Source organism: Burkholderia sp. AU28863, from assembly GCF_002223195.1.
Lineage (GTDB): Bacteria > Pseudomonadota > Gammaproteobacteria > Burkholderiales > Burkholderiaceae > Burkholderia > Burkholderia sola.
This window is the reverse complement of the sequence record NZ_NKFE01000003.1, coordinates 1,845,240-1,866,594: the sequence shown is the minus strand read 5'-3', so window position 1 is coordinate 1,866,594 and position 21,355 is coordinate 1,845,240. Positions and strand designations below refer to the sequence as shown.

16 protein-coding genes, 1 tRNA gene and 1 pseudogene are annotated in these 21,355 nt (G+C 67.1%); 11 read left to right on the top strand and 7 right to left on the bottom strand.

The genetic code is table 11. From position 1 onward, the window contains the following. Nucleotides 1-54 precede the first annotated feature (54 nt). The 4 genes from CFB81_RS11075 to CFB81_RS11060 all read left to right on the top strand — a co-directional run bounded on the left by CFB81_RS11075 (nt 55) and on the right by CFB81_RS11060 (nt 3,792). Nucleotides 55-1,044: a beta-propeller fold lactonase family protein gene (locus tag CFB81_RS11075; RefSeq protein WP_069621806.1), complete on the top strand. Its 990-nt coding sequence runs from the start codon at nt 55-57 to the stop codon at nt 1,042-1,044. A gap of 16 nt (nt 1,045-1,060) precedes the next feature. Next, nucleotides 1,061-2,035, top strand: coding sequence for a sterol desaturase family protein (locus CFB81_RS11070; protein ID WP_069621807.1), 975 nt, complete (start codon nt 1,061-1,063; stop codon nt 2,033-2,035). A gap of 117 nt (nt 2,036-2,152) precedes the next feature. Further along, nucleotides 2,153-2,980, top strand: coding sequence for an EI24 domain-containing protein (locus tag CFB81_RS11065; RefSeq protein WP_069621808.1), 828 nt, complete (start codon nt 2,153-2,155; stop codon nt 2,978-2,980). Beyond that, nucleotides 2,977-3,792 (top strand): molybdopterin-binding protein, encoded by an 816-nt coding sequence (locus CFB81_RS11060; RefSeq protein ID WP_069621809.1) that lies wholly within the window; start codon nt 2,977-2,979, stop codon nt 3,790-3,792. The genes CFB81_RS11065 and CFB81_RS11060 overlap by 4 nt, the downstream gene beginning before the upstream one ends. Nucleotides 3,793-3,914: 122 nt before the next feature. Here the strand turns inward: CFB81_RS11060 and CFB81_RS11055 are convergent, their stop codons facing one another. Continuing rightward, on the bottom strand, nt 3,915-4,379 hold the full coding sequence (locus tag CFB81_RS11055; protein ID WP_059583291.1) for a rhodanese-like domain-containing protein: 465 nt from the start codon (nt 4,377-4,379) through the stop codon (nt 3,915-3,917). A 406-nt stretch (nt 4,380-4,785) separates the two neighbouring features. Here CFB81_RS11055 and glnA point away from each other — a divergent pair, with 406 nt between their 5' ends. The 4 genes from glnA (at nt 4,786) to CFB81_RS11035 (ending at nt 11,279) form a co-directional block, all read left to right on the top strand. Next, nucleotides 4,786-6,201 carry a type I glutamate--ammonia ligase gene (glnA, locus tag CFB81_RS11050; protein WP_017331833.1) on the top strand — a complete coding sequence of 472 codons (1,416 nt, stop codon included), beginning with the start codon at nt 4,786-4,788 and terminating at the stop codon, nt 6,199-6,201. A gap of 161 nt (nt 6,202-6,362) precedes the next feature. Next, nucleotides 6,363-7,505, top strand: coding sequence for a nitrogen regulation protein NR(II) (glnL, locus tag CFB81_RS11045; protein ID WP_179234889.1), 1,143 nt, complete (start codon nt 6,363-6,365; stop codon nt 7,503-7,505). 37 nt (nt 7,506-7,542) lie between these two features. Beyond that, nucleotides 7,543-9,069: a nitrogen regulation protein NR(I) gene (ntrC, locus tag CFB81_RS11040; RefSeq protein WP_069621810.1), complete on the top strand. Its 1,527-nt coding sequence runs from the start codon at nt 7,543-7,545 to the stop codon at nt 9,067-9,069. A 92-nt stretch (nt 9,070-9,161) separates the two neighbouring features. Further along, a complete protein-coding gene (locus tag CFB81_RS11035) occupies nt 9,162-11,279 on the top strand; it encodes a prolyl oligopeptidase family protein (RefSeq protein ID WP_089435276.1) in 2,118 nt (705 codons plus the stop codon). 52 nt (nt 11,280-11,331) lie between these two features. Here CFB81_RS11035 and xth read toward each other — a convergent pair whose 3' ends face one another. After that, nucleotides 11,332-12,108 (bottom strand): exodeoxyribonuclease III, encoded by a 777-nt coding sequence (gene xth / locus CFB81_RS11030; protein WP_089435275.1) that lies wholly within the window; start codon nt 12,106-12,108, stop codon nt 11,332-11,334. A 181-nt stretch (nt 12,109-12,289) separates the two neighbouring features. On the opposite strand from xth, the gene CFB81_RS11025 reads away from it, so the two are divergent. Next, nucleotides 12,290-12,366: transfer RNA gene (locus CFB81_RS11025), tRNA-Met, on the top strand. A 106-nt stretch (nt 12,367-12,472) separates the two neighbouring features. Here the strand turns inward: CFB81_RS11025 and CFB81_RS11020 are convergent. Continuing rightward, nucleotides 12,473-13,165 carry an aspartate/glutamate racemase family protein gene (locus CFB81_RS11020; RefSeq protein WP_089435274.1) on the bottom strand — a complete coding sequence of 231 codons (693 nt, stop codon included), beginning with the start codon at nt 13,163-13,165 and terminating at the stop codon, nt 12,473-12,475. 165 nt (nt 13,166-13,330) lie between these two features. Here CFB81_RS11020 and dinB point away from each other — a divergent pair, with 165 nt between their 5' ends. After that, nucleotides 13,331-14,506 (top strand): DNA polymerase IV, encoded by a 1,176-nt coding sequence (dinB, locus tag CFB81_RS11015; RefSeq protein WP_069621814.1) that lies wholly within the window; start codon nt 13,331-13,333, stop codon nt 14,504-14,506. Between the two features lie 67 nt (nt 14,507-14,573). Here the strand turns inward: dinB and CFB81_RS11010 are convergent, their stop codons facing one another. The 4 genes from CFB81_RS11010 to fixL form a co-directional block, all read right to left on the bottom strand. Next, on the bottom strand, nt 14,574-16,661 hold the full coding sequence (locus CFB81_RS11010; protein WP_089435273.1) for a M3 family metallopeptidase: 2,088 nt from the start codon (nt 16,659-16,661) through the stop codon (nt 14,574-14,576). Nucleotides 16,662-16,946: 285 nt separating this feature from the next. Then, nucleotides 16,947-17,807, bottom strand: coding sequence for a bifunctional methylenetetrahydrofolate dehydrogenase/methenyltetrahydrofolate cyclohydrolase FolD (folD, locus tag CFB81_RS11005; RefSeq protein WP_069621816.1), 861 nt, complete (start codon nt 17,805-17,807; stop codon nt 16,947-16,949). Between the two features lie 251 nt (nt 17,808-18,058). Further along, nucleotides 18,059-18,697 (bottom strand): oxygen response regulator transcription factor FixJ, encoded by a 639-nt coding sequence (gene fixJ / locus CFB81_RS11000; RefSeq protein ID WP_006493245.1) that lies wholly within the window; start codon nt 18,695-18,697, stop codon nt 18,059-18,061. Further along, nucleotides 18,694-21,210 (bottom strand): oxygen sensor histidine kinase FixL, encoded by a 2,517-nt coding sequence (gene fixL / locus CFB81_RS10995; protein WP_050013013.1) that lies wholly within the window; start codon nt 21,208-21,210, stop codon nt 18,694-18,696. The genes fixJ and fixL overlap by 4 nt, the downstream gene beginning before the upstream one ends. Between fixL and CFB81_RS36800 the strand changes: the two are divergent. Continuing rightward, a pseudogene (locus CFB81_RS36800) lies at nt 21,130-21,347 on the top strand (hypothetical protein); the annotation flags it as partial. The gene fixL and the pseudogene CFB81_RS36800 overlap by 81 nt on opposite strands. Nucleotides 21,348-21,355 lie beyond the last annotated feature (8 nt).

The following is a 21,355-nucleotide window of genomic DNA, read 5'->3' as shown; positions in this document are numbered from 1 at the left end:
GGAGGGGCCCGCCGAACGTTCTACAATGACTGCTGTTCCACGACGTGAGTCTTCATGCGCACTTTCCTTTCCTTCGGCCGCACGCTTGCGCTGGCCGCCGCCGTGCTGGCGCCCGCCGCACACGCGAATAACGTGATCGTCCTCAATTCGGCCGAAGCGACGCTTTCCCTGATCGACCAGCAGTCCCGCGAGGTCGTCTCCACGATGCCGACCGGCAAGGAACCGCACCATTTGATGGCGACGCCCGACAATTCGTCGCTCATCGTCGCGAATTCGGTCTCGAACAGCCTGATGTTCGTCGATCCGAAGACGGGCAAGCTGCAGCGCACGGTCGAAGGCATCGAGGATCCGTACCAGCTCGGCTTCTCGCCGGACAAAAAGTGGTTCGTGTCGACCGGGCTGCGTCTCGACCGGCTCGACATCTACAGCTACGACGGCCGCGACCTGCATCTCGTGAAGCGCCTGCCGCTCGCGGTGATGCCGAGCCACCTCGCGTTCACGAAGGACAGCAAGACCGTGCTCGTGTCGCTGCAGGTGTCCGGCGAGATCGCGGCGGTCGACCTCGCGACGCAGACGGTCAAGTGGAAGATGCCGGTCGGCAAGGTGCCGGCGGGCCTGTGGATGACGCCGGACGACAAATACCTGCTGGTCGGCATGACGGGCGCCGATTACGTCGCGGTCGTCGACTGGCGCAATCAGAAGGTCGTGAAGACGATCCAGACGGGCAAGGGCGCGCACAACTTCCGCTCGCTCGCCGACGGCACGCACGTCGCGATCACGAACCGCGTCGCGAACACGATCAGCATCATCGACGAGATCACGCTCACCAAGGTCGGCGACATCACCGGCCTGCTGCCGGGCCCCGACGACATGGAGCTGTCCGCCGACAAGAAGACGCTGTGGGTGACGTTCCGTTTCGCGAAGAAGGTCGGGATCATCGATCTGGCGTCGCGCAAGCTGGTGCAGACGATCGCCGTCGGTCGCTCGCCGCACGGCATCTACTTCTACGACCGCGCGCCGTGGAAGGCGGCGAACGGCGCGTGACGGGCGGAGGCGGACGATGCTGCACCTGATCGATGCGTTCGTGTCGGACATCCAGACCTGGCTGTACGTCGACGTCGTGCAGCCGCTCCTCTTCAAGTTCAACCTGATGGACTATGACGAGGACACCTACGATGCGCTGTACTGGGTGATCGTCGGCGCGCTGCAGATGGTGCTGATGTTCGCGCTGCTGCGCCCGCTCGAGGCGCTGCTGCCGGTCGAGCGCTGGAAGAACCGCCGCGCGGTGCGGGTCGACGTGATCTACACCGCGATCTCGAAGCTCGGCATCTACACGCTGTTCTTCTTCTTCGCGCTGCAGCCGGTGTTCGACAACCTCCAGGCGTGGCTGCGCCTGCACGGCGTCGCGAACGTGAACCTCGACTATCTGTGGCCGGGCGTGACCTCGCGGCCGATCGTCGCATTCGCGATCTACCTCGTCGTGCTCGATTTCGCCGGCTACTGGTATCACCGCTGGCAGCACAAGTTCGGCATCTGGTGGGAGCTGCACGCGGTCCATCACAGCCAGCGGCAGATGTCGCTGTGGTGCGACGACCGCAACCACCTGCTCGACGACGTGCTCCAGTCGTGCTTCTTCGCGGCGATCGCGCTCGTGATCGGCGTGACGCCGTCGCAGTTCGTCGTGCTGACCGCGGTCACGAACTTCCTGCAGAGCGTCCAGCATACGAATGCGCGGCTGTCGTACGGCCGCATCGGCGAGCGCCTGCTCGTCAGCCCGATCTTCCACCGCCGGCATCATGCGGTCGGCTATGGCCACGAAGGCACCAAGTACGGCTGCAACTTCGGCGTGCTGTTCCCGTGGTGGGACATGCTGTTCGGCACCGCGTCGTGGAACCGCACCGTCGAGCCGACCGGCATCCGCGAGCAGGTCGACGGCGTGTCCTACGGCGACGGCTTCTGGTCGCAGCACGGCCTCGCGTTCGTGCGGATCTTCCGGCGCCTGTTCCCCGCGAAGCGCGGCGCGGCGTCGGCCTGATCCCGACCGGGCCTTTCTCCCGTTGAACGGCTTTCCCACACGGCCCGCCTGCGCTTTGGCGCATGCGGGCCGTGTGGTTTATCCTTTCCCCGTTTTTCTCCATCGATACAGGTCCGCATGAACGACTTGCTGCGCTCCTTCGTCCGGGCGCTCGCCAGCGCGCTGCACCCGCGCATGCTGTGGCTCACCCTGATGCCGTTCGTCGTGTCGGCGCTGCTGTGGGGCGTCGTGCTGTGGTTCTCGTGGCAGACGCTGCTGGATCTGGCGCGCGGCGCGCTCGACGGTTTCGTGCTGACGGCCGCGCTGTATCGCGCGTTCGATGCGATCGGCATGTCGCAGCTGCATGCGGTCGTCGCGCCGTTCGTGGTCGTGTCGCTCGCGATCCCGCTGATCGTGCTGACCGTGCTGCTGCTGATCGCGACGATCTCGATGCCGGTCGTGATCAAGCACCTGTCGAACCGCCAGTTCGCGGCGCTCGAGCCGAAGCGGGGCGGCACCTTCATCGGCAGCGTGGCCAACTCGCTCGGCGCGGCGATCGTCGGCGTCGTGCTGCTCGTCGTCACGATCCCGCTGTGGCTGATTCCGCCGTTCTTCGCGCTGCTGCCGCCGGTGATCTGGGGCTGGCTCACGTACCGCGTGATGACCTACGACGCGCTCGCGCTGCACGCGAGCCGCGACGAGCGCCGCGCGCTCGTGCGCCGGCATCGCTGGCCGCTGATCGGCATCGGCGTCGCGACCGGGCTGCTCGGCACCGTGCCGACCTTCGTATGGGTCTCGTCCGTCTGGATGATGGTGCTGTTCCCGTTCGTCGCGGCCGCCATGATCTGGGTTTACGCTTTCATCCTCGTCTTCTCGGCGCTGTGGTTCGGGCACTACTGCCTGCGCGCGCTGGAAGACCTGCGCGCCAGTGCGCGCGCCACCGCAATCGACATGGGGCAGGCATGAGCATCGGCATCATCATCATCGGCGACGAAATCCTTTCGGGCCGCCGGCAGGACAAGCACCTGGCGAAGGTCATCGAGTTGCTCGGCGCGCGCGGCCTCGCGCTCGACTGGGCCGAATACGTCGGCGACGATCCCGCGCGCATCACCGCGACGCTCGCGCGTGCGATTGCGTCGGGCGACATCGTGTTCTCGACGGGCGGGATCGGCGCGACGCCGGACGACCATACGCGCCAGTGCGCGGCCGCCGCGCTCGGCGTGCCGCTCGAGCTGCATCCGGACGCGAAGGCGCTGATTGCGGAGCGGATCCGCGAAACGCACACCGATCCGGCCACGCCGGTCGACTTCGAGTCGCCGGAGAACCGGCATCGCTTCAACATGGGCGTGTTCCCGGCCGGCGCGACGATCATCCCGAACGGCTATAACCGGATTCCGGGCTTCTCGGTCGGCGATCTCCACTTCGTGCCGGGCTTCCCGGTGATGGCGTGGCCGATGATCGAATGGGTGCTCGATACGAAGTACGCGCATCTGCATCACGCGACGCCGCATGCCGAGCGCTCGCTGTACGTGTTCGAGCTGCCGGAATCGACGCTCACGCCGCTGATGGAAAGGATCGAGCGCGATTTTCCGGGCGTGCGCGTGTTCAGCCTGCCGAGCGTCGGCGACGCGGAGCGCGGCGGCATCTATGCGCGCCGTCACATCGATCTCGGCGTGAAGGGCGAGCCGGAAGCGGTCGCGGCCGCATTCGTGAAGCTGCGCGAAGGCGTGCACCTGCTCGGCGGCGACGTCGTCGAGCCCGATACGCCGCGCGCCTGAGCGGCGGCCTGCAACAACACGGCCGCACCAAAAGCAACGGGCCGCGCAACGCGGCCCGTCATCGGCATGTCATCGCGCGGCTCGACGATGAGGCTGTCGCAACCAGCGGGCGCGGCGCGCCGTCAGGCGCCGATCCACGGCAGTTTGCGGAAGCACCAGCCGTCGACCGTCTTGCGGTGGCCTTCGGCGTCCTTCGCGCCTTCGAAGCCTTCGAGCAGGTCGAACGCTTTCGTGAAGCCGGCCTGCGCGGACGCGACCGCGGCGAGCTTCGAGCGCGCGGCGCTGCGACACAGGAACAGGATCGGCGTATCGGCCGGGAGGGCGGCCTTCAGTTCATTGACGAATTCGGCGTTCGGCACGCCGCCCGGGTAGCGGGTCCATTCGACGTGCAGGTACTGGCCGTCGCCGACGAGCGGCCGGCCGACCCAGTCGAGCTCGGCGCGCGTGCGCACGTCGACGAGGCGCGCGGACGGGTCGAGCTGCAGCAGTTCGAATGCCTCGACCGGCAGCAGCGCGCCGGCATAGTTGAGCGCGCCTTGCGCGCGGCGTTCGTCGGCCTTCGCGTAAAGCTGGTCCAGCGTACTCATGACGGGAAGTCTCCGTATCGGTCAAACGACCATTCTAGCGCGACGGCACCGCACGGACGTCCGCATGCGGCACGGTGCACGCGCCGGACACGCGCTCACCAAAACGGTGCAGAATGGGCGGCATGCACCAGAATGATCGCATTGCGCGGGTGCGCTCGACCGATTGCACCATCGCGGTGCGACGTCGCCATCGCCGGTGCGGCGCCCGGCCCCGGAATCGCGCAGCGAAGCCCCGCTGCGGCGCGGGCCGGCGCGATTCGCGTCGGTTTTGCGATGGTTGGCACGGAAGCTGCTATATAGAATTCGGTCGAATCGGGGCGCGCTGCGCCAAAGCAAGACCCCGGTCAGCTCGATAAACGAGGCGGTTTCCCAGTCCGCCGGAATTGTTCAATCAGGAGAAGAGGTTATGAGTAAAACCGTCGCCGACGTCATGCAGCTCGTGAAGGACGAGGACGTCAAGTTTGTCGATTTCCGCTTCACGGATACGCGCGGCAAGGAACAGCACGTGTCGGTGCCGGTTTCGGCGTTTGACGAAGACAAGTTCGAAAGCGGTCATGCATTCGACGGTTCGTCGATCGCGGGCTGGAAGGGCATCGAGGCGTCGGACATGCTGCTCATGCCGGATCCGAGCGCTGCCTTCGTCGACCCGTTCTACGAAGAGTCGACCCTCGTGCTGACCTGCGACGTGGTCGAGCCGGCCGACGGCAAGGGCTACGAGCGCGATCCGCGTTCGCTCGCGAAGCGCGGCGAAGCGTACCTGAAGAGCACGGGCATCGGCGACACGGCGTACTTCGGTCCGGAACCGGAATTCTTCATTTTCGACTCGGTCCAGTGGAACACGGACATGTCGGGCTGCTTCGTGAAGATCAACTCGGAAGAAGCGCCGTGGTCGGCAGGCAAGGAATTCGAAGGCGGCAACACGGGCCACCGTCCGGGCACGAAGGGCGGCTACTTCCCGGTCGCGCCGGTCGACACGTTCCAGGACATGCGTTCGGAAATGTGCCTGCTGCTCGAACAGCTCGGCATCCCCGTCGAAGTGCACCACCACGAAGTGGCGGGCCAGGGCCAGAACGAAATCGGCACGAAGTTCTCGACGCTGGTTCAGCGCGCCGACTGGACGCAATGGTCGAAGTACATCATCCATAACGTCGCGCACTCGTACGGCAAGACGGCGACGTTCATGCCGAAGCCGGTCGTCGGCGACAACGGTTCGGGCATGCACGTTCACCAGTCGATCTGGAAGGACGGCCAGAACCTGTTCGCGGGCAACGGCTACGCGGGCCTGTCGGAACTGGCGCTGTTCTACATCGGCGGCATCATCAAGCACGCCCGTGCGCTGAACGCGATCACGAACCCGACGACGAACTCGTACAAGCGTCTGGTCCCGCACTTCGAAGCACCGGTCAAGCTCGCTTACTCGGCACGCAACCGTTCGGCATCGATCCGCATTCCGCACGTGTCGAACCCGAAGGGCCGCCGTATCGAAACGCGCTTCCCGGATCCGATGGCGAACCCGTACCTGTGCTTCACGGCGCTGATGATGGCCGGCCTCGACGGGATCCAGAACAAGATCCATCCGGGCGAAGCCGCGGACAAGAACCTGTACGACCTGCCGCCGGAAGAGGATGCAAAGATCCCGACCGTGTGCGCGGGCCTCGACCAGGCACTCGAAGCGCTCGACAAGGATCGCGAGTTCCTGACGCGCGGCGGCGTGTTCACGGACGGCATGATCGACGCGTACCTCGCGCTGAAGGAGCAGGAGCTGGCGAAGTTCCGCATGACGACGCACCCGATCGAGTTCGAGATGTACTACTCGCTCTAATCGGCGATGGCGCTTCGATTCAGCGCCGTCATGCCGGTTCGTTCCCGTCGCGCGGCTTGCGGCGGGAACGGCGGAGTCTGAAAGGGGACGGCGTCCGGCCGTCCCTTTTTTGTTCCGACGATTTTCATTTTCTGGCCCGGTGAGGCGCGACAAGCACGCAGATGGTTCTGAAGAATCTGATCAAGGCGAAAACGGGGCAGCCCGAACGACTGACGGACGACGAGCGGCTCGCGCGCTCGGGTCTGCTGGCAGGGCTCGAAGCACTGCCGACGGTCGTGATCGTGCTCGACCGCAAGACGCTGCGGGTCGCGTTCGCGAACCCGTCCGCGGAGGCGATGCTCGACATCTCGCGGCGGCAGCTCGCGCAGCGGCCGTGGGGCGAGATTTTCCCGAACGCGAACGAACTCGCGTCGACGATCACCGCGATCGGCCAGGAACGCTTTCACGCGACGCACCTCGATACCGTGCTCGACCGGCCCGGCCGCGAACCGCTGCATGTGCATGCGATCGTCGGCTTCCTCGAGAGCGCACCCGATTTCGTGCTCGTCGAACTGTTCGAGAACGAACGGCAGTCGCGCACCGATCGGGAAGAGCGCATCCACGACCTGACCGCGGTCAACAAGCAACTGATCCGCAACCTCGCGCACGAGATCAAGAATCCGCTCGGCGGCATTCGCGGCGCAGCCCAACTGCTCGAATTCGAGCTGGGCGAGCGCGAGCGCGGCGAGTTGCGCGAATACACGCAGGTGATCATCAAGGAGTCCGATCGCCTGCAGACGCTCGTCGACCGGTTGCTGGAGCCGCACCGGCATCCGCACATCGTCGGCGACGTGAACATTCATGAAGTATGCGAACGCGTGCGCGCGGTGATGCTCGCGGAATTCCCGCGCGGGCTCACGATCGAGCGCGATTACGACGTGAGCGTGCCGGACCTGCGCGGCGACAAGGAGCAGTTGATCCAGGCGCTGCTGAACATCGTGCGCAACGCCGCGCAGGCGCTGCGCGAACGCATCGCGCAGGGCGACGCGAAGATCGAGCTGCGCACGCGCATCGCGCGCAAGGTGACGATCGCCAAGCGCCTGTACCGGCTGGCACTGGACTTGCACGTGATCGACAACGGGCCCGGCATTCCGGAAGAGATCCGCGACCGGATCTTCTACCCGCTCGTGTCCGGACGCGACGACGGCAGCGGCCTCGGCCTCACGCTCGCGCAGACGTTTGTCCAGCAGCACGACGGGATGATCGAGGTCGAAAGCCGGCCCGGACGTACCGAATTTCAGATTCTGCTGCCGCTCGACCATTGAGCGGCGGCATTGCGATTCACCCATACCTGACCGACCTATGAAGCCGATCTGGATAGTAGACGACGACCAATCGATCCGCTGGGTGCTTGAAAAGGCACTCGCCCGGGACAGCTTCGCGACGAAGAGCTTCGCGAACGTGCGCGACGCGCTGGCCGCGCTCGACCACGAGACGCCTCAGGTGCTCGTGTCCGACATCCGGATGCCGGGCGGCTCGGGCCTCGAGTTGCTGCAGGCGATGCACGAGCGGCTGCCGGGCCTGCCTGTCATCATCATGACGGCGTTCTCCGATCTCGACAGCGCCGTCGCGGCGTTCCAGGGCGGCGCGTTCGAATATCTCGCGAAGCCGTTCGACGTCGACAAGGCGGTCGAGCTGATCCGTCGCGCGGTGGAAGAAAGCCTGCGCGGCGGCGCGCCGCAGGACGAGCGGGTGGCCGAGGCGCCCGAGATGCTCGGCCAGGCGCCCGCGATGCAGGACATGTTCCGCGCGATCGGCCGGCTGTCGCATTCGGCCGCGACCGTGCTGATCACCGGCGAATCGGGCACCGGCAAGGAGCTCGTCGCGCGGGCGCTGCACCGTCACAGCCCGCGCGCGAACGGGCCGTTCATCGCGCTGAACACGGCGGCGATTCCGAAAGATCTGCTCGAATCCGAACTGTTCGGCCACGAGCGCGGTGCGTTCACCGGCGCGCAGACGACGCGGCAGGGCCGCTTCGAGCAGGCCGAGAACGGCACGCTGTTCCTCGACGAAATCGGCGACATGCCGTTCGACCTGCAGACGCGCCTGTTGCGCGTGCTGTCGGACGGGCAGTTCTACCGGGTGGGCGGTCATAACCCGCTGCGCGCGAACGTACGCGTGATCGCGGCGACGCACCAGAATCTCGAGTCGCGCGTGCGGCAGGGGCTGTTCCGCGAGGACCTTTACCACCGGCTCAACGTGATCCGGCTGCGGCTGCCGCCGCTGCGCGAACGCAGCGAGGACATCGCGCTGCTCACACGCCACTTCCTGCAGAAGAGCGCGCGCGATCTCGGCGTCGAGCCGAAGCGCGTGTCCGACGACGCGCTCGCGTACCTGACGTCGCTGCCGTTTCCCGGCAACGTGCGGCAGCTCGAGAATCTCGCGAACTGGCTGACCGTGATGGCGCCCGCGCAGACGGTCGAGATCAAGGATCTGCCGCCCGACCTCGTGCCGGGCGGCACGCCCGCGGCGCCGGTCGTCGCGACGGGCGAGGGTGCGGACGCGCACGGCAGCGGCGGCCACGCGGCGGCCGTACCTTCCGCGATCGGCGCAACGCCGCTCGCCGCGGCGCCCGCCGCGAGCGCGGCGAACGGCAGCGCGCCGGCCGGCTACCCGCTGTGGGAGCACGGGCTGCGCACCGAAGTCGCGCGGCTGTTGCGCGAGAACTCGACCGACGTGATGGACGAACTCGCACGCCGCTTCGAGGCGGCCGTGATTCGCGAGGCGCTCGACTTCACGCGCGGCCGCAAGGTCGAGGCCGCAGAGCGGCTCGGCATCGGCCGCAACACGATCACGCGCAAGATCCAGGAACTCCATCTGGAGCCCTGACCGGGCACGATTCGCGGCATGCGCGGGCCCGCGCATGCCGCGATCGGACATAATCGCGGTTTGCACGCCGTTTGCCATTCCGCCGATCCTCCATGTCCGATTCCTTCCGCTGGCCCGCCGGGGCCGACCCGTTCCGTTTCCTCGAAGCGCTCGACAGCAAGCGCGCCCGTACGTGGGTCGACGAGCAGAATGTGCGCACGCGCGCCGCGCTGCGTGACGACAATGCCTATCGCGCGCTGACCGCGCGTCTCGCGAAAGCGTATCTGCCCCGCGAACGCCCGGTGATTCCGACCCGCTGGCGCGACTGGGCGTACGACCTGTGGCAGGACGATCTCCACCCGAAGGGACTGTGGCGCCGCACGCGCTGGGCCGACTGGCGAGCCGGCCAGCCGGCCTGGGAAACGCTGCTCGACGTCGACGCGCTCGGCGCGGAAGAGGGGGAGTCGTGGGTGTTCGAGCAGGAGGCGATCCTGTATCCGGACGGCGATCGCGTGCTGCTGTCGCTGTCGCCCGGCGGCGCCGACGCGGTCGTCGTGCGCGAATTCGATCTCGTCGAGCGCCGTTTCGTCGACGGCGGTTTCACGATCGACGAACCGGGCCATCACACGGTCGGCTGGATCGACCGCGACACCGTGTACGTGAGCTGGGATCGCGGCGAAGCACATGCGACCGCGGCCGGTTATCCGTATGAAGCACGGCGCTGGGTACGCGGCACCGCGCTCGCCGATGCGCCCGTCGTGTTCAGCGGTGAGCCGGACGACATCAGCGCGGGCGCATGGTACGACCCGATCGACCGCCGCCACGTCGCGTGGCGCAGCGTCGACTTCTTCGACGCGCATGCGTATCGACTGACCGACGCGGGCGAATGGGCGCGCTACGACGTGCCGACACATGTCGAGGTCGGGTTCTGGGAAGGCTGGCTCATGCTGGAGCCGCGCCTTGACTGGGATTGCGACGGCGTGCGCCACGCGGGCGGTTCGCTGCTCGCGATCCGCGAGCAGGCGTTCCTCGCCGGCGCGCGCACATTCACGACGCTGTTCGCACCGCGACCGACGACGTCCGCCTGCACGTGGACGCACACGCGCACCACGCTGATCGCGAGCTGGCTCGACGACGTGCACAACCGGACCATGCTGTGGCAGCCGAAGCAGGCCGACGACGGATCGTGGACGTGGGACGCACGGCCGTTCGAGTGGCCGGGCGACGCGCAGATCGATGTCGAGCCCGTCGAGTCGACGCTGAACGACGAGGTGTACGTCGACGTCGACACCACGCTCGATCCACCCGAATGCTGGCTGGCCGATCTTGCCGATCTTGCCGATCGCGCGGACGATGCGCCGTCGCGCCGCGTGCTGCTCGACCGGCCGCCGGTGCAGTTCGATGCGGCCGGGCTCGTCGTACGTCGCGCGAGCGCGCGTTCGCGCGACGGCACGGTGGTGCCGTACACGCTGATCGGGCCGCGCGATGCGCTCGATGCACCGGAAGGCGTGGCGCGCGTCGCGCGGCCATGCCTGTTGTCGGGCTACGGCGGCTTTGCGATTCCGAACCTGCCGGGCTACAGCGATGCGTTCGGCATCGGGTGGCTCGAACGCGGCGGCGTGATGGCGTTCGCGCACATCCGCGGCGGCGGCGAGTTCGGGCCGCGCTGGCACGTCGACGCGCAGCGCGAACACCGGCAGCGTTCGTTCGACGATTTCATCGCGGTCGCCGAGGATCTGATTGCGACCGGCGTGACGCGCGCCGCGCAGTTGGGGATCGAAGGCGGCAGCAACGGCGGGCTGCTGGTCGCCGCGTGCATGATGCAGCGGCCCGAGCTGTTCGGCGCGGTGCTGTGCCGCGTGCCGCTGCTCGACATGCAGCGCTATCCGAAACTGCACGCGGGCGCCGCATGGCTCGACGAATACGGCGACCCCGACGATCCGCGCGAAGGCGCGGCGCTGGCCGCGTATTCGCCGTATCACCGTGTGCGCGAAGGCGTCGCGTATCCGCCGTTGCTGCTGACGACGTCGACGCGCGACGACCGCGTGCATCCCGCGCATGCGCGCAAGATGGCCGCGCGCATGCAGGCGCTCGGTCACGAACGGGTGTGGTACTGGGAGAACACCGACGGCGGCCACGGCAGCGCCGACGATCTCGAACGCGCGGAAGCCGACGCCGCCGAATTCGGCTTCCTGTGGGCCCATCTCGGGCCGGCGCCCGCGCGGCGCTGATCGCGCGCGGGCCGCTTGGGGCCCGGTATCGGCGTGAACAGGCGCAGGACGATCAGCCGACGATCGCGACGACGGGCGTGTGGTCGGACGGCTGTTCCCACGTGCGCGGCACGCGATCGACTTCGCACGACGTGCAGGTCGCCGCGAGCGTCGGCGACAGCAGGATGTGGTCGATGCGCAGCCCCGCGTTGCGGCGGAACGCCATCATCCGGTAGTCCCACCACGTGAAGGTTTTCTCGGGCTGTTCGAAGCGGCGGAACGCATCGACGAAGCCGAGTTCGATCAGCTGCGCGAAGTGCGCGCGCTCCTGCGGCGACACGAGGTTCTGGCCTTCCCATTTCGCGGGATCGTGCACGTCGCGGTCTTCCGGCGCGATGTTGTAGTCGCCGAGCAGCGCGAGCTTCGGGTAGCGCTGCAGTTCGGTGCGCAGCCACGCCTGCAGCGCATCGAGCCATTGCATCTTGTAGACGAACTTGTCGGAGTCGAGCGCCTGGCCGTTCGGGAAGTACGCGGACACGATGCGCACGCCGTCGACCGTCGCGGCAATCACGCGCTGCTGCGAATCGTCGAAGCCGGGGATGTTGCGCACGACGTCCGATTCGTCGACGGCGAGCGTGTCGCGCGCGAGGATCGCGACGCCGTTGTAGGTCTTCTGGCCGGTGAACCAGCTGCGGTAGCCGGCCGCCTCGAGATCGGCGCGCGGAAATTTCTCGTCCGGCAGCTTCAGTTCCTGCAGGCACAGTACGTCGGCGCCGCTTTGCGCGAGCCAGTCGAGCACGTGCTGTTTGCGGACGTTGAGCGAATTGACGTTCCAGGTGGCGATTTTCATGAACGGGAGGATGCGTGCGGCGTGAATGCGAAGGCCGCCATCTTACCGCGAGCATGGGGTGCGAACGCGCGTCATGCGGGCTTGCGCATGTGCCACGCATCGCCGGTTGGGCAGCGGAAGCAGAAATTGTGACAAAGGTATTGACGTGAGTACTTCCTCACCCTATAATTTATTTCTCTGACGCGGGGTGGAGCAGTCTGGCAGCTCGTCGGGCTCATAACCCGAAGGTCACAGGTTCAAATCCTGTCCCCGCAACCAAGCACATTAGGCGATGTGCCGCGCAATTGACCGATGCGCACTTCGTCTACAAGAACCCGGCTTCGTGCCGGGTTTTTTGTTTTTCGCGCGCGGATCGCTGTCGCCGTTACCGCGCGGCCCACTCGACGGCAGCCTTCGCGTGCAGCGCGGTCGTATCGAATACCTGTAGCGGCGCATCGTCCGCGCCGATCAGCAGCGTGATTTCCGTGCAGCCGAGGATCACGGCCTGCGCGCCGCGCGTCGCCAGTTCGTCGATGATCGACACGTACGTTGCGCGTGATGCCGCCGAGATGACGCCGTGGCACAGCTCGTCGTAGATGATCCGGTGCACGTCGTCGCGCCCGCGCTCGTCCGGCATCAGCACGTCGAGCCCGAACTTCCCGCGCAGCCGTTCCGCATAGAACGGCAGCTCCATCGTATAGCGCGTGCCGAGCAGGGCGACGCGCTCGACGCCCGCGGCGCGCAGCGCTTTGCCGGTCGGATCGGCGATGTGCAGGAACGGCAGCGTCACCGCGGCCTCGATCGCGTCGTGCACGCGATGCATCGTATTCGTCGTCAGGACAACGAGATCGGCGCCGGCCGCTTCGAGCTGCCGCGCGGCGTCGGCCATCCGTTCGCCGAGCGCGGCCCAGTCGTGCGTGCGCTGCAGCGCTTCGATTTCGGCGAAGTCGACCGTGACCAGCACGCTCTTCGCGTTGTGATGGCCGCCGTGCAATGCCTTCGAGTGCCGGTTGATCATCCGGTAGTACTCGGCCGACGATTCCCAGCTCATGCCGCCGATCAGTCCGATCGTCTTCATCGATCACCTTTGCGTTTCGTGTATCGCGGCAGACGAGTATAGGCGCCGCTGCCCGTGCCCGGCCGGTACGATCCGCGCAAACCGGGCCGGTACGGCGCAGCCGATCGTGAGTGGCCGGCGCCGGGCGACTGGCTCCGGACATACGTGGCAGTTGAAACCGGCACTGTGTTTTTGTACAGTATCGGCACCGTGAGCCCGACCACCATCCCGCCTGCCGATCCGCACGCGCCGCCGCCCGGCGACGCGCCGCCGCGCATGCGCAAGATCATTCATTGCGACTGCGACTGCTTCTACGCGTCGGTCGAGATGCGCGACGACCCGTCGCTGCGCAACCGGCCGCTCGCGGTTGGCGGCCGGCCCGACCAGCGCGGCGTGATCGCGACCTGCAACTACGAGGCGCGGCGCTACGGCGTGCATTCGGCGATGTCGTCGGCGCTGGCGATGCGCAAGTGTCCGGACCTGCTGATCCTGCCGTCCGCGATGGACAAGTATCGCGCGGCGTCGCGGCAGATCATGGCGATCTATCGCGACTACACGCCGGACGTCGAGCCGCTGTCGCTCGACGAGGCGTATCTCGACGTCAGCGGGTCGGAACGCTGCCAGGGCAGTGCGACGTTGATTGCGCGCGAGATCCGCGAGCGGGTGCGCGATACGGTCGGCGTGACCGTGTCGGCGGGCGTCGCGCCGAACAAGTTCATCGCGAAGATCGCGTCCGACTGGAACAAGCCCGACGGGCTATTCGTCGTGCGGCCGCACGAGATCGACGCATTCGTCGCGGCGCTGCCGGTGCGCAAGCTGCACGGCGTCGGCAAGGTGACGGCCACGCGGCTCGACCGGCTCGGCATCCAGACCTGCGCGCAGTTGCGCGACTGGCCGCTGATCGACCTGCACCGCGAGTTCGGCGCGTTCGGGCGGCGGCTGTACGAACTGTCGCGCGGGATCGACGAGCGGCCCGTGCAGGCCGACCAGGAGCGCAAGTCGGTCAGCGTCGAGACGACCTACGTGACCGACCTGACGACGCTCGAGCAATGCGCGGACGAAATCCGCCGCCTCGTCGCGCAGCTCGACGCGCGAATCGAGCGCGCCGGCGCTGCGCGGTCGATCCGCAAGCTGTACGTGAAGATCCGCTTCGCCGATTTCCAGCGTACGACGGTCGAGTGCGTGGCCGACGCGACGAATGCCGAGACGGCCGTCACGCTGCTCGCGAAGGGGTTGTTGCGGCGCGCGCGGCCGGTGCGGCTGCTCGGCGTCGGCGTGCGCATCGACGAGGACACGGCCGAGCGCCACGGGCAATTCCTGCTGTTCGACGACGAAGTGGGCGACGACACGCCCGCGCCATGAAAAAAGGCACCGCCGAAGCGGTGCCTGTCGATGCAGCCTGAACAGCCGGCGTGGCCAGGCGGCGCACTCAGTGCGCAGACGCCGCCATTCCGTTGTGGCGCAGTAGCGCGTCGATCTGCGGTTCGCGGCCGCGGAACGCCTTGAACGACTCCATCGCCGGACGGCTGCCGCCGACCTCGAGGATTTCGCGGCGATAGCGCGTGCCGGTTGCCGCGTCGAGCACGCTGCCGCTGGTCGCGGCCGCTTCCTCGAACGCCGCGTACGCGTCGGCCGACAGCACCTCGGCCCACTTGTAGCTGTAGTAGCCGGCCGCGTAGCCGCCCGCGAAGATGTGGCTGAACGTGTTCGGCCAGCGCGAGAACGCCGCCTGCGGGATCACGTGATAGCGCTCGTTGATCTCGCGCGCGAACGCGGTCACGCCGGTGGCGCCGGCCGGGTCGTAATCGACGTGCAGCAGCATGTCGAACATCGAGAACACGATCTGACGCAGCGTGCCAAGCCCGCTCTGGAAGTTCTTCGCGGCGATCATCTTGTCGAACAGCTCGCGGGGCAGCGCGGCGCCCGTATCGACATGCGACGACATCGACGACAGCACGTCCCATTCCCAGCAGAAGTTCTCCATGAACTGCGACGGCAGTTCGACCGCATCCCATTCGACGCCGTTGATGCCCGACACGCCGAGCTCGTCGACGCGCGTGAGCATGTGGTGCAGCCCGTGGCCGAATTCATGGAACAGCGTGATGACCTCGTCGTGCGTGAAGCACGCGGGCTTGCCGCCGACCGGCGCGGAGAAGTTGCAGGTCAGGTACGCGACGGGCGTCTGCACGTCGCTGCCGCGCTTCGCGCGCGAACGCGCGTCGTCCATCCACGCGCCGCCGCGCTTGCCTTCGCGGGCGTACAGGTCGAGATAGAACTGCGCGACGAGCGAGCCGTCGCGGTTCTCGACGCGGAAGAAGCGCACGTCCTTGTGCCACACCGGCGCGTCGTCCGGCTTGATCTTGACGCCGAACAGCGTTTCGGTGACGGTGAACAGGCCCTTCAGCGCGGCCGGTTCCGGGAAGTATTGCTTGACCTCGTTTTCCGAGAACGCATAGCGCTGCTGGCGGAGCTTCTCGGCGGCGTACGCGACGTCCCACGGCGCGAGTTCGGCGAGCCCGAGTTCCTTCGCGGCGAACGTGCGCAGCTCGTCCCAGTCCTTGTCCGCGTGCGGGCGGGCGCGCGTCGCGAGATCCTCGAGGAACGCGATCACCTGCTGCGGCGATTCGGCCATCTTCGGCGCGAGCGACACTTCGGCGAAGTTGCGATAGCCGAGCATCTGCGCCTCTTCGCGGCGCAGCTTCAGCGCGTCGGCGATGATCGCCGTGTTGTCCCATTCGGCCTTGCCGTCGCCGTACTGCGGCCCGAGCTCCGACGCGCGCGTCGCATACGCGCGGTAGAGCGTCTCGCGCAGCGCGCGGTTGTCCGCGTACTGCAGCACCGGGAAGTACGACGGGAAATGCAGCGTGAATTTCCAGCCTTCCTTGCCGTCCTTCTGCGCGGCTTCGCGGGCGGCCTCGATCGCGTCGCCGGGCAGGCCGGCCAGCTCGGCTTCGTCCTTCGCGAAGTACGCGTACGCATTGGTCGCGTCGAGCACGTGATCGGAGAACGCCTTCGACAGCGCGGCCTGCTGTTCCTGCAATTGCGCGAAGCGCGGCTTTTGCTCCTCGGGCAGCTCGGCGCCCGACAGCCGGAAGTCGCGCAGCGCATTGTCGAGGATCTTCTTGCGCTCGGCGGACAGCGTCGCGTATTCGGCGCTCGCGGCGATCGCCTTGTACTTTTCGTACAGCGCGAGATTCTGGCCGACGCTCGACCAGAACTCGGTCACGCGCGGCAGGTTCTCACCGTAGGCAGCCCGCAGTTCGGGCGTGTCGGCGACCGCATTCAGGTGGCCGACGATACCCCAGGCGCGGCCGAGCGGCTCCGTGGCCCGCTCGACCGTTTCGACGACGGCGGCCCAGGTCGACGGCGTGTCGCTCGCGCTCGCCGTTTCGACCGCGCGGCTGGCGGCATCGAGCAGCGTATCGAGCGCGGGCGTCACGTGTTCCGGGCGGATCTCGCCGAAACGGGGCAGGCCGGAGAAGTCGAGGAGCGGATTGGTGTTGGCGCTGGCGGACATTAAGACTCCCTGTCTGTTGCCGGATGAACCGGGGTGAAAAGGGTGAGGCGCGACGAAGCGGCGCCCGATACCGACATTATTGGGGCGCATCGTGCGCTTTCCAATCGTTAGTTTCTAATGACGCGATTGACGCAGGGTCGGATGCGGGCGGCCGGCGAGGTGCGGCCGGCCAGGCGCGGCCGGCGAGGTGCATCGGGCGCGCCGGCCGGCGCGATTGCAGCCGCGCGATTGCGGCTGGCGAGGCGCCGGCGCGCTGAACCGCGCGCCGGCCGGGCAAAGGCAGCGTCAGGCTGCGGCGGCAGCCGCGCGTTCGGCGGATTCGATCGTATTGATCAGCAGCATCGTGATCGTCATCGGGCCGACGCCGCCCGGCACCGGCGTGATGTAGCCGGCGACTTCCTTCACGCCCGCGAAATCGACGTCGCCGCACAGCTTGCCCGCGTCGTCGCGGTTCATGCCGACGTCGATCACCGTCGCGCCCGGCTTGACCATGTCGGCGGTCAGGATGTTGCGCTTGCCGACCGCGGCGACCACGACGTCGGCCTGGCGCGTATGCGCGGCGAGGTCGCGCGTCTTGCTGTGGCAGATCGTCACGGTCGCGCCGGCGTCGAGCAGCATCATCGCCATCGGCTTGCCGACGATGTTCGAGCGGCCGATCACGACCGCGTTCGCACCTTGCAGCGCGATGCCGTGCGCTTCGAACATCTTCATCACGCCGTACGGCGTGCACGGGCGGAACAGCGGCTTGCCGGTCATCAGCGCGCCCGCGTTCGCGACGTGAAAGCCGTCGACGTCCTTCTCCGGGGCGATCGCCTCGATCACCTTGTGGCTGTCGATATGCGCGGGCAGCGGCAACTGGACGAGGATGCCGTGGATCTTCGGGTCGCGGTTCAGCTCGTCGATGCGCGCGAGCAGGTCGGCTTCCGACAGCGTGGCCGGGTACGCATCCTTCAGCGAGAAGAAACCGTTGTCCTCGCACGCCTTGATCTTGTTGCGCACGTAGACTTCGCTCGCCGGGTTCGCGCCGACGAGGATCACCGCGAGACCGGGCTGGTGGCCGCGTGCGGTCAGTGCGGCGGCGCGTTCGGCGGCCTGGGCGCGCAAGGTCTTCGAAAGGGCGTTGCCGTCGATGAGGAGGGCTGTCATGGTGGTGGGTCCTGCCGGGAAGTTGGAATGCGGGCGTACGGCGCGCGAAGCGCCGTAGCAAAGCACGTAATTATACCGGTCGCCTGCTGCCGTCCGACAGCGAATCAACGGGAAGCGTCATGGCCGCAGCGCGCGTGCGCCGGGAGGAACGGCCGCCGCCGCGCGAGTGGGCCGCATCGCGCGGGGCGGCAAACGCCGGTGGCGGGCCGGGCGGCCGGGGCGAGCCGTGCCGCCGTGGCCGGACAAACCGCTCAGGCCTGTTTCTTCGACAGCGCGAGGCGCAGCAGGTCGGCCACCGTGTTGACGTTGAGCTTTTCCATGATGTTCGCGCGGTGCGCCTCGACCGTCTTGATGCTGATGCCGAGATCGTCGGCGATCTGCTTGTTCAGGCGGCCCGCGATGATCCGTTCGAGCACCTGCTGCTCGCGCGCGGTCAGCTTCGACAGGCGTTCGCTCGCGGCGCGCTGTTCCTGGACGCTCTTGCTTTCGCTTCGGGCCTTGTCGAGCATCCGCTCGACGAGCTTGCGCAGCTCGGCTTCGTCGAACGGTTTCTCGATAAAGTCCATCGCACCCTTTTTCATCGTCGACACGGCCATCGGCACGTCGCCGTGGCCGGTGACGAAGATGATCGGCAGCGCGGCATTGTCGGCGATCAGGCGCTCCTGCAATTCGAGGCCGCTCATGCCCGACATCCGCACGTCGAGGATCAGGCACGCGATCTGGCCGGCCTGCTGCGCCGGCTGGTACGCATCGAGGAACTGCTCGGCGCTCGAGAAGCATTGCACGCGATAGCCGTTCGCCTCCAGCAGCCAGCGCAGCGAGTCCCGTACGGCCTCGTCGTCGTCGACGACAAAGACGGTTTCCTGAGTGGTGGTGACAGGGCTATTCATAGTTCTCCCGTAACGGTATGTGATGCCGATGCCTCGCGCCCCCCTTGGCCGAGATCAGCGGGTTCCCCAATGGGCAGGCTGCAGTGGAACGTCGCGCCGGAAATGCGGCCGTCCGGCTCGACGTTGTTGACCACCCACAGACGCCCCCGATGCGATTCGATGATCGAACGGCAGATGTTCAGCCCCATGCCCATGCCGTCGGACTTGGTGCTGTAAAACGGTTCGAACAGGCGCTCGGCGGTCGCTTCGTCGACGCCCGGGCCCTGGTCGATCACGCGGATGTCGACGAAGCCGGCGTCGATGTCGGCGACGACGCGGATCACGCCGTCCACCGACGCCGGCTTCACGTCGGCCATCGCCTCGGCTGCGTTCTTCATCAGGTTCACGAGCACCTGCTCGATCAACACGGGGTCGACATAAATAATAGGCATTCTTGCGAGGATTTCCGTGACGATCCGGATCCTGCGCTTCCTGGCCTCGATTTCGGCGAGCCCGACCGCGTCGGCGACGATGTCCGCGACCCGCGCCGGCTGGCGCTTCGGCTCGCTGCGCTTCACGAATTCGCGGATCCGCTTGACAATCATCCCCGCGCGCAGCGCCTGCTGCGCGGTCTTCTCCAGCGCGGGCTGCAGCGTCTCGGGCGTGCCGCGGCCGCTCTTGACGAGCGCGAGCGTGCCCGAACAGTAGTTGTTGATCGCGGCGAGCGGCTGATTCAATTCGTGAGCAATCGACGACGCCATTTCGCCCATCGTCATCAATCGGCTCGTGAACTGCAGCTTTTCTTCCTGCTGGTGCGCGAGTTCCTGCGCCTTCTTGCGGGTCGTGATGTCGGTCGCGATCTGCATCTGCGCGAGGTGGCCGTCCACCCACTGTATGTACTGGCGGCGTACCTCGAACCACTTCTGGATGCTCTCGACGTACACCTCCTGCGCGTCCGCCGTGCTGCTCGTCAGCGCGGCGGCCGGCAGGCCCGCGAACGCGTCGACCATGTCGATCGAGTCGGACGACGCCTGCGCGCGGTCGAAGCCGCCGCCCGACAGCTCCAGATGGCCGTCCGGGCGAATGCCGAACAGGTGGCGGTAGTAGCGGTTCGCGAACAGCAGCTCGGCTTCGTCGGCGGCGAGCACCGACACCGCGGCGTCGAGGCTTTCGAGCACCGTCGTGAAGCGTTCGTGCGCGGCCGCGAGCTCTTCCCGCGCGCGCTTGGGCTCGGTGATGTCCGTCATCGACGACATCCAGCCGGTCTGGCGGCCCGAGCTGTCGATCAGCGGCGACACGTACAGGCGCGCATGGAACAGCGTGCCGTTCTTGCGCCGCACGCGCAGCTCGAAGCCCGAGCTCGGCGCCTTGCCGCGCAGCGTCATGTCGAGCTGGCGCTGCATTTCCGGGTACGCGTCGCGCGGCCAGTACGGGAACGGCGCGACCTTGCCGACGAGATCGGTCTCGTCCCAGCCCGTCATCCGGCAGAACGCGGGGTTCACGTGCGTGATGCGGCCGTGCATGTCGAGCACGCGCATGCCGATCAGCACCGAGTTTTCCATCGCGCGGCGGAAGAACGCTTCCGCGTACAGCGCCTGCTGCGCCTCGAAGCGCTGGCGCGTGTGCTTCCACAGGCTCCAGAGGCTCCACAGCACGAAGCACGACAGGCCGGCGACGAGCCACACGAGCGTGTTGTTGGTCAGGTTCGTGAGTTGCGGGAACGCGTACACGCGCACCGTCAGCCCCTGGCCGGGCGGGTCGAGCGGGAGATCGTAGTGCGAGTCGCGCGGCAGGCGCGGGCGCGTCGACGTGGACGACAGTTCGCGGTTGTTCGAATCGGTGATCGAGATCTTGTACTTCGACGACAGTTCCTGCGGGATGTCGTGCTTCAGGATGCCCTCGACCGAAAACACCGCGGCGAGCGAGCCGAGATATTCGCGGTCGCCGCGCATCACGGGCGTCTGCAACGTGATGAAGCCGTTGCCGAACTCGTCGTAGATCAGCGGCGAATACGCCTGGCGGCGCGTGCTGCGCGCTTCGTCGTACGCGCCGCGCACGGCGTCCTGCATCTGCGCGTCGCCGGGCTTCGCGAGCCGCTGGCCGAGCAGCGGCGGATGCACGGCCGGCCAGCGCTGCACGCCCGGCGCCGTGTACCAGTTCAGGTAGAGGATTTCCGGATGCGTCTGCATCACGTCCGCGACGGCCATCTGGAACGCGTTCTGGTCGAGGCGGCCGGACGCGAGGTCGCGCGACAGCGCCTGCAGCTGTTCCTGCGCGCCCGTCATCGACAGGCGGATCTGTTGCTGGGCCCACGCGACGTTGCGAAACAGGGTGTCTTCCTGCTGCTGCTGTTCACGCCGGTTGAGGCTCCACAGGATGAGGCTCATCACGACGAGGAACACCAGGATCGACAGCAGGGGCGTCAGCAAATAGGAGTTGGACCACCACGGTCCGTGGTGCCAACGGGACGGCTGCGACTCCGCCGGCGGGCCCGGCGGTCGCGCCGAGCGTGCGAAAAGCCGATCGGTCAACATGGCAGGATTGTAGCGCAGCGCAATACATGGAAAACCGATACCGGATAGGTTGAACGGAAACGGTTTTGTTCCGATGAGACGGGCCGCGGAGCCCCGAAATATGGGTGCAGCGCAGCAATATTCCGCATCATGAGAAAAGATCTCA

Excerpts from the sequence above, each read along its gene's own strand:
- CFB81_RS11075 (WP_069621806.1), top strand. The coding sequence starts at position 55 with ATGCGCACTTTCCTTTCCTTCGGCCGCACGCTTGCGCTGGCCGCCGCC.
- CFB81_RS11070 (WP_069621807.1), top strand. The coding sequence starts at position 1,061 with ATGCTGCACCTGATCGATGCGTTCGTGTCGGACATCCAGACCTGGCTG.
- CFB81_RS11065 (WP_069621808.1), top strand. The coding sequence starts at position 2,153 with ATGAACGACTTGCTGCGCTCCTTCGTCCGGGCGCTCGCCAGCGCGCTG.
- CFB81_RS11060 (WP_069621809.1), top strand. The coding sequence starts at position 2,977 with ATGAGCATCGGCATCATCATCATCGGCGACGAAATCCTTTCGGGCCGC.
- CFB81_RS11055 (WP_059583291.1), bottom strand. The coding sequence starts at position 4,379 with ATGAGTACGCTGGACCAGCTTTACGCGAAGGCCGACGAACGCCGCGCG.
- glnA (WP_017331833.1), top strand. The coding sequence starts at position 4,786 with ATGAGTAAAACCGTCGCCGACGTCATGCAGCTCGTGAAGGACGAGGAC.
- glnL (WP_179234889.1), top strand. The coding sequence starts at position 6,363 with ATGGTTCTGAAGAATCTGATCAAGGCGAAAACGGGGCAGCCCGAACGA.
- ntrC (WP_069621810.1), top strand. The coding sequence starts at position 7,543 with ATGAAGCCGATCTGGATAGTAGACGACGACCAATCGATCCGCTGGGTG.
- CFB81_RS11035 (WP_089435276.1), top strand. The coding sequence starts at position 9,162 with ATGTCCGATTCCTTCCGCTGGCCCGCCGGGGCCGACCCGTTCCGTTTC.
- xth (WP_089435275.1), bottom strand. The coding sequence starts at position 12,108 with ATGAAAATCGCCACCTGGAACGTCAATTCGCTCAACGTCCGCAAACAG.
- CFB81_RS11020 (WP_089435274.1), bottom strand. The coding sequence starts at position 13,165 with ATGAAGACGATCGGACTGATCGGCGGCATGAGCTGGGAATCGTCGGCC.
- CFB81_RS11010 (WP_089435273.1), bottom strand. The coding sequence starts at position 16,661 with ATGTCCGCCAGCGCCAACACCAATCCGCTCCTCGACTTCTCCGGCCTG.
- folD (WP_069621816.1), bottom strand. The coding sequence starts at position 17,807 with ATGACAGCCCTCCTCATCGACGGCAACGCCCTTTCGAAGACCTTGCGC.
- fixJ (WP_006493245.1), bottom strand. The coding sequence starts at position 18,697 with ATGAATAGCCCTGTCACCACCACTCAGGAAACCGTCTTTGTCGTCGAC.
- fixL (WP_050013013.1), bottom strand. The coding sequence starts at position 21,210 with ATGTTGACCGATCGGCTTTTCGCACGCTCGGCGCGACCGCCGGGCCCG.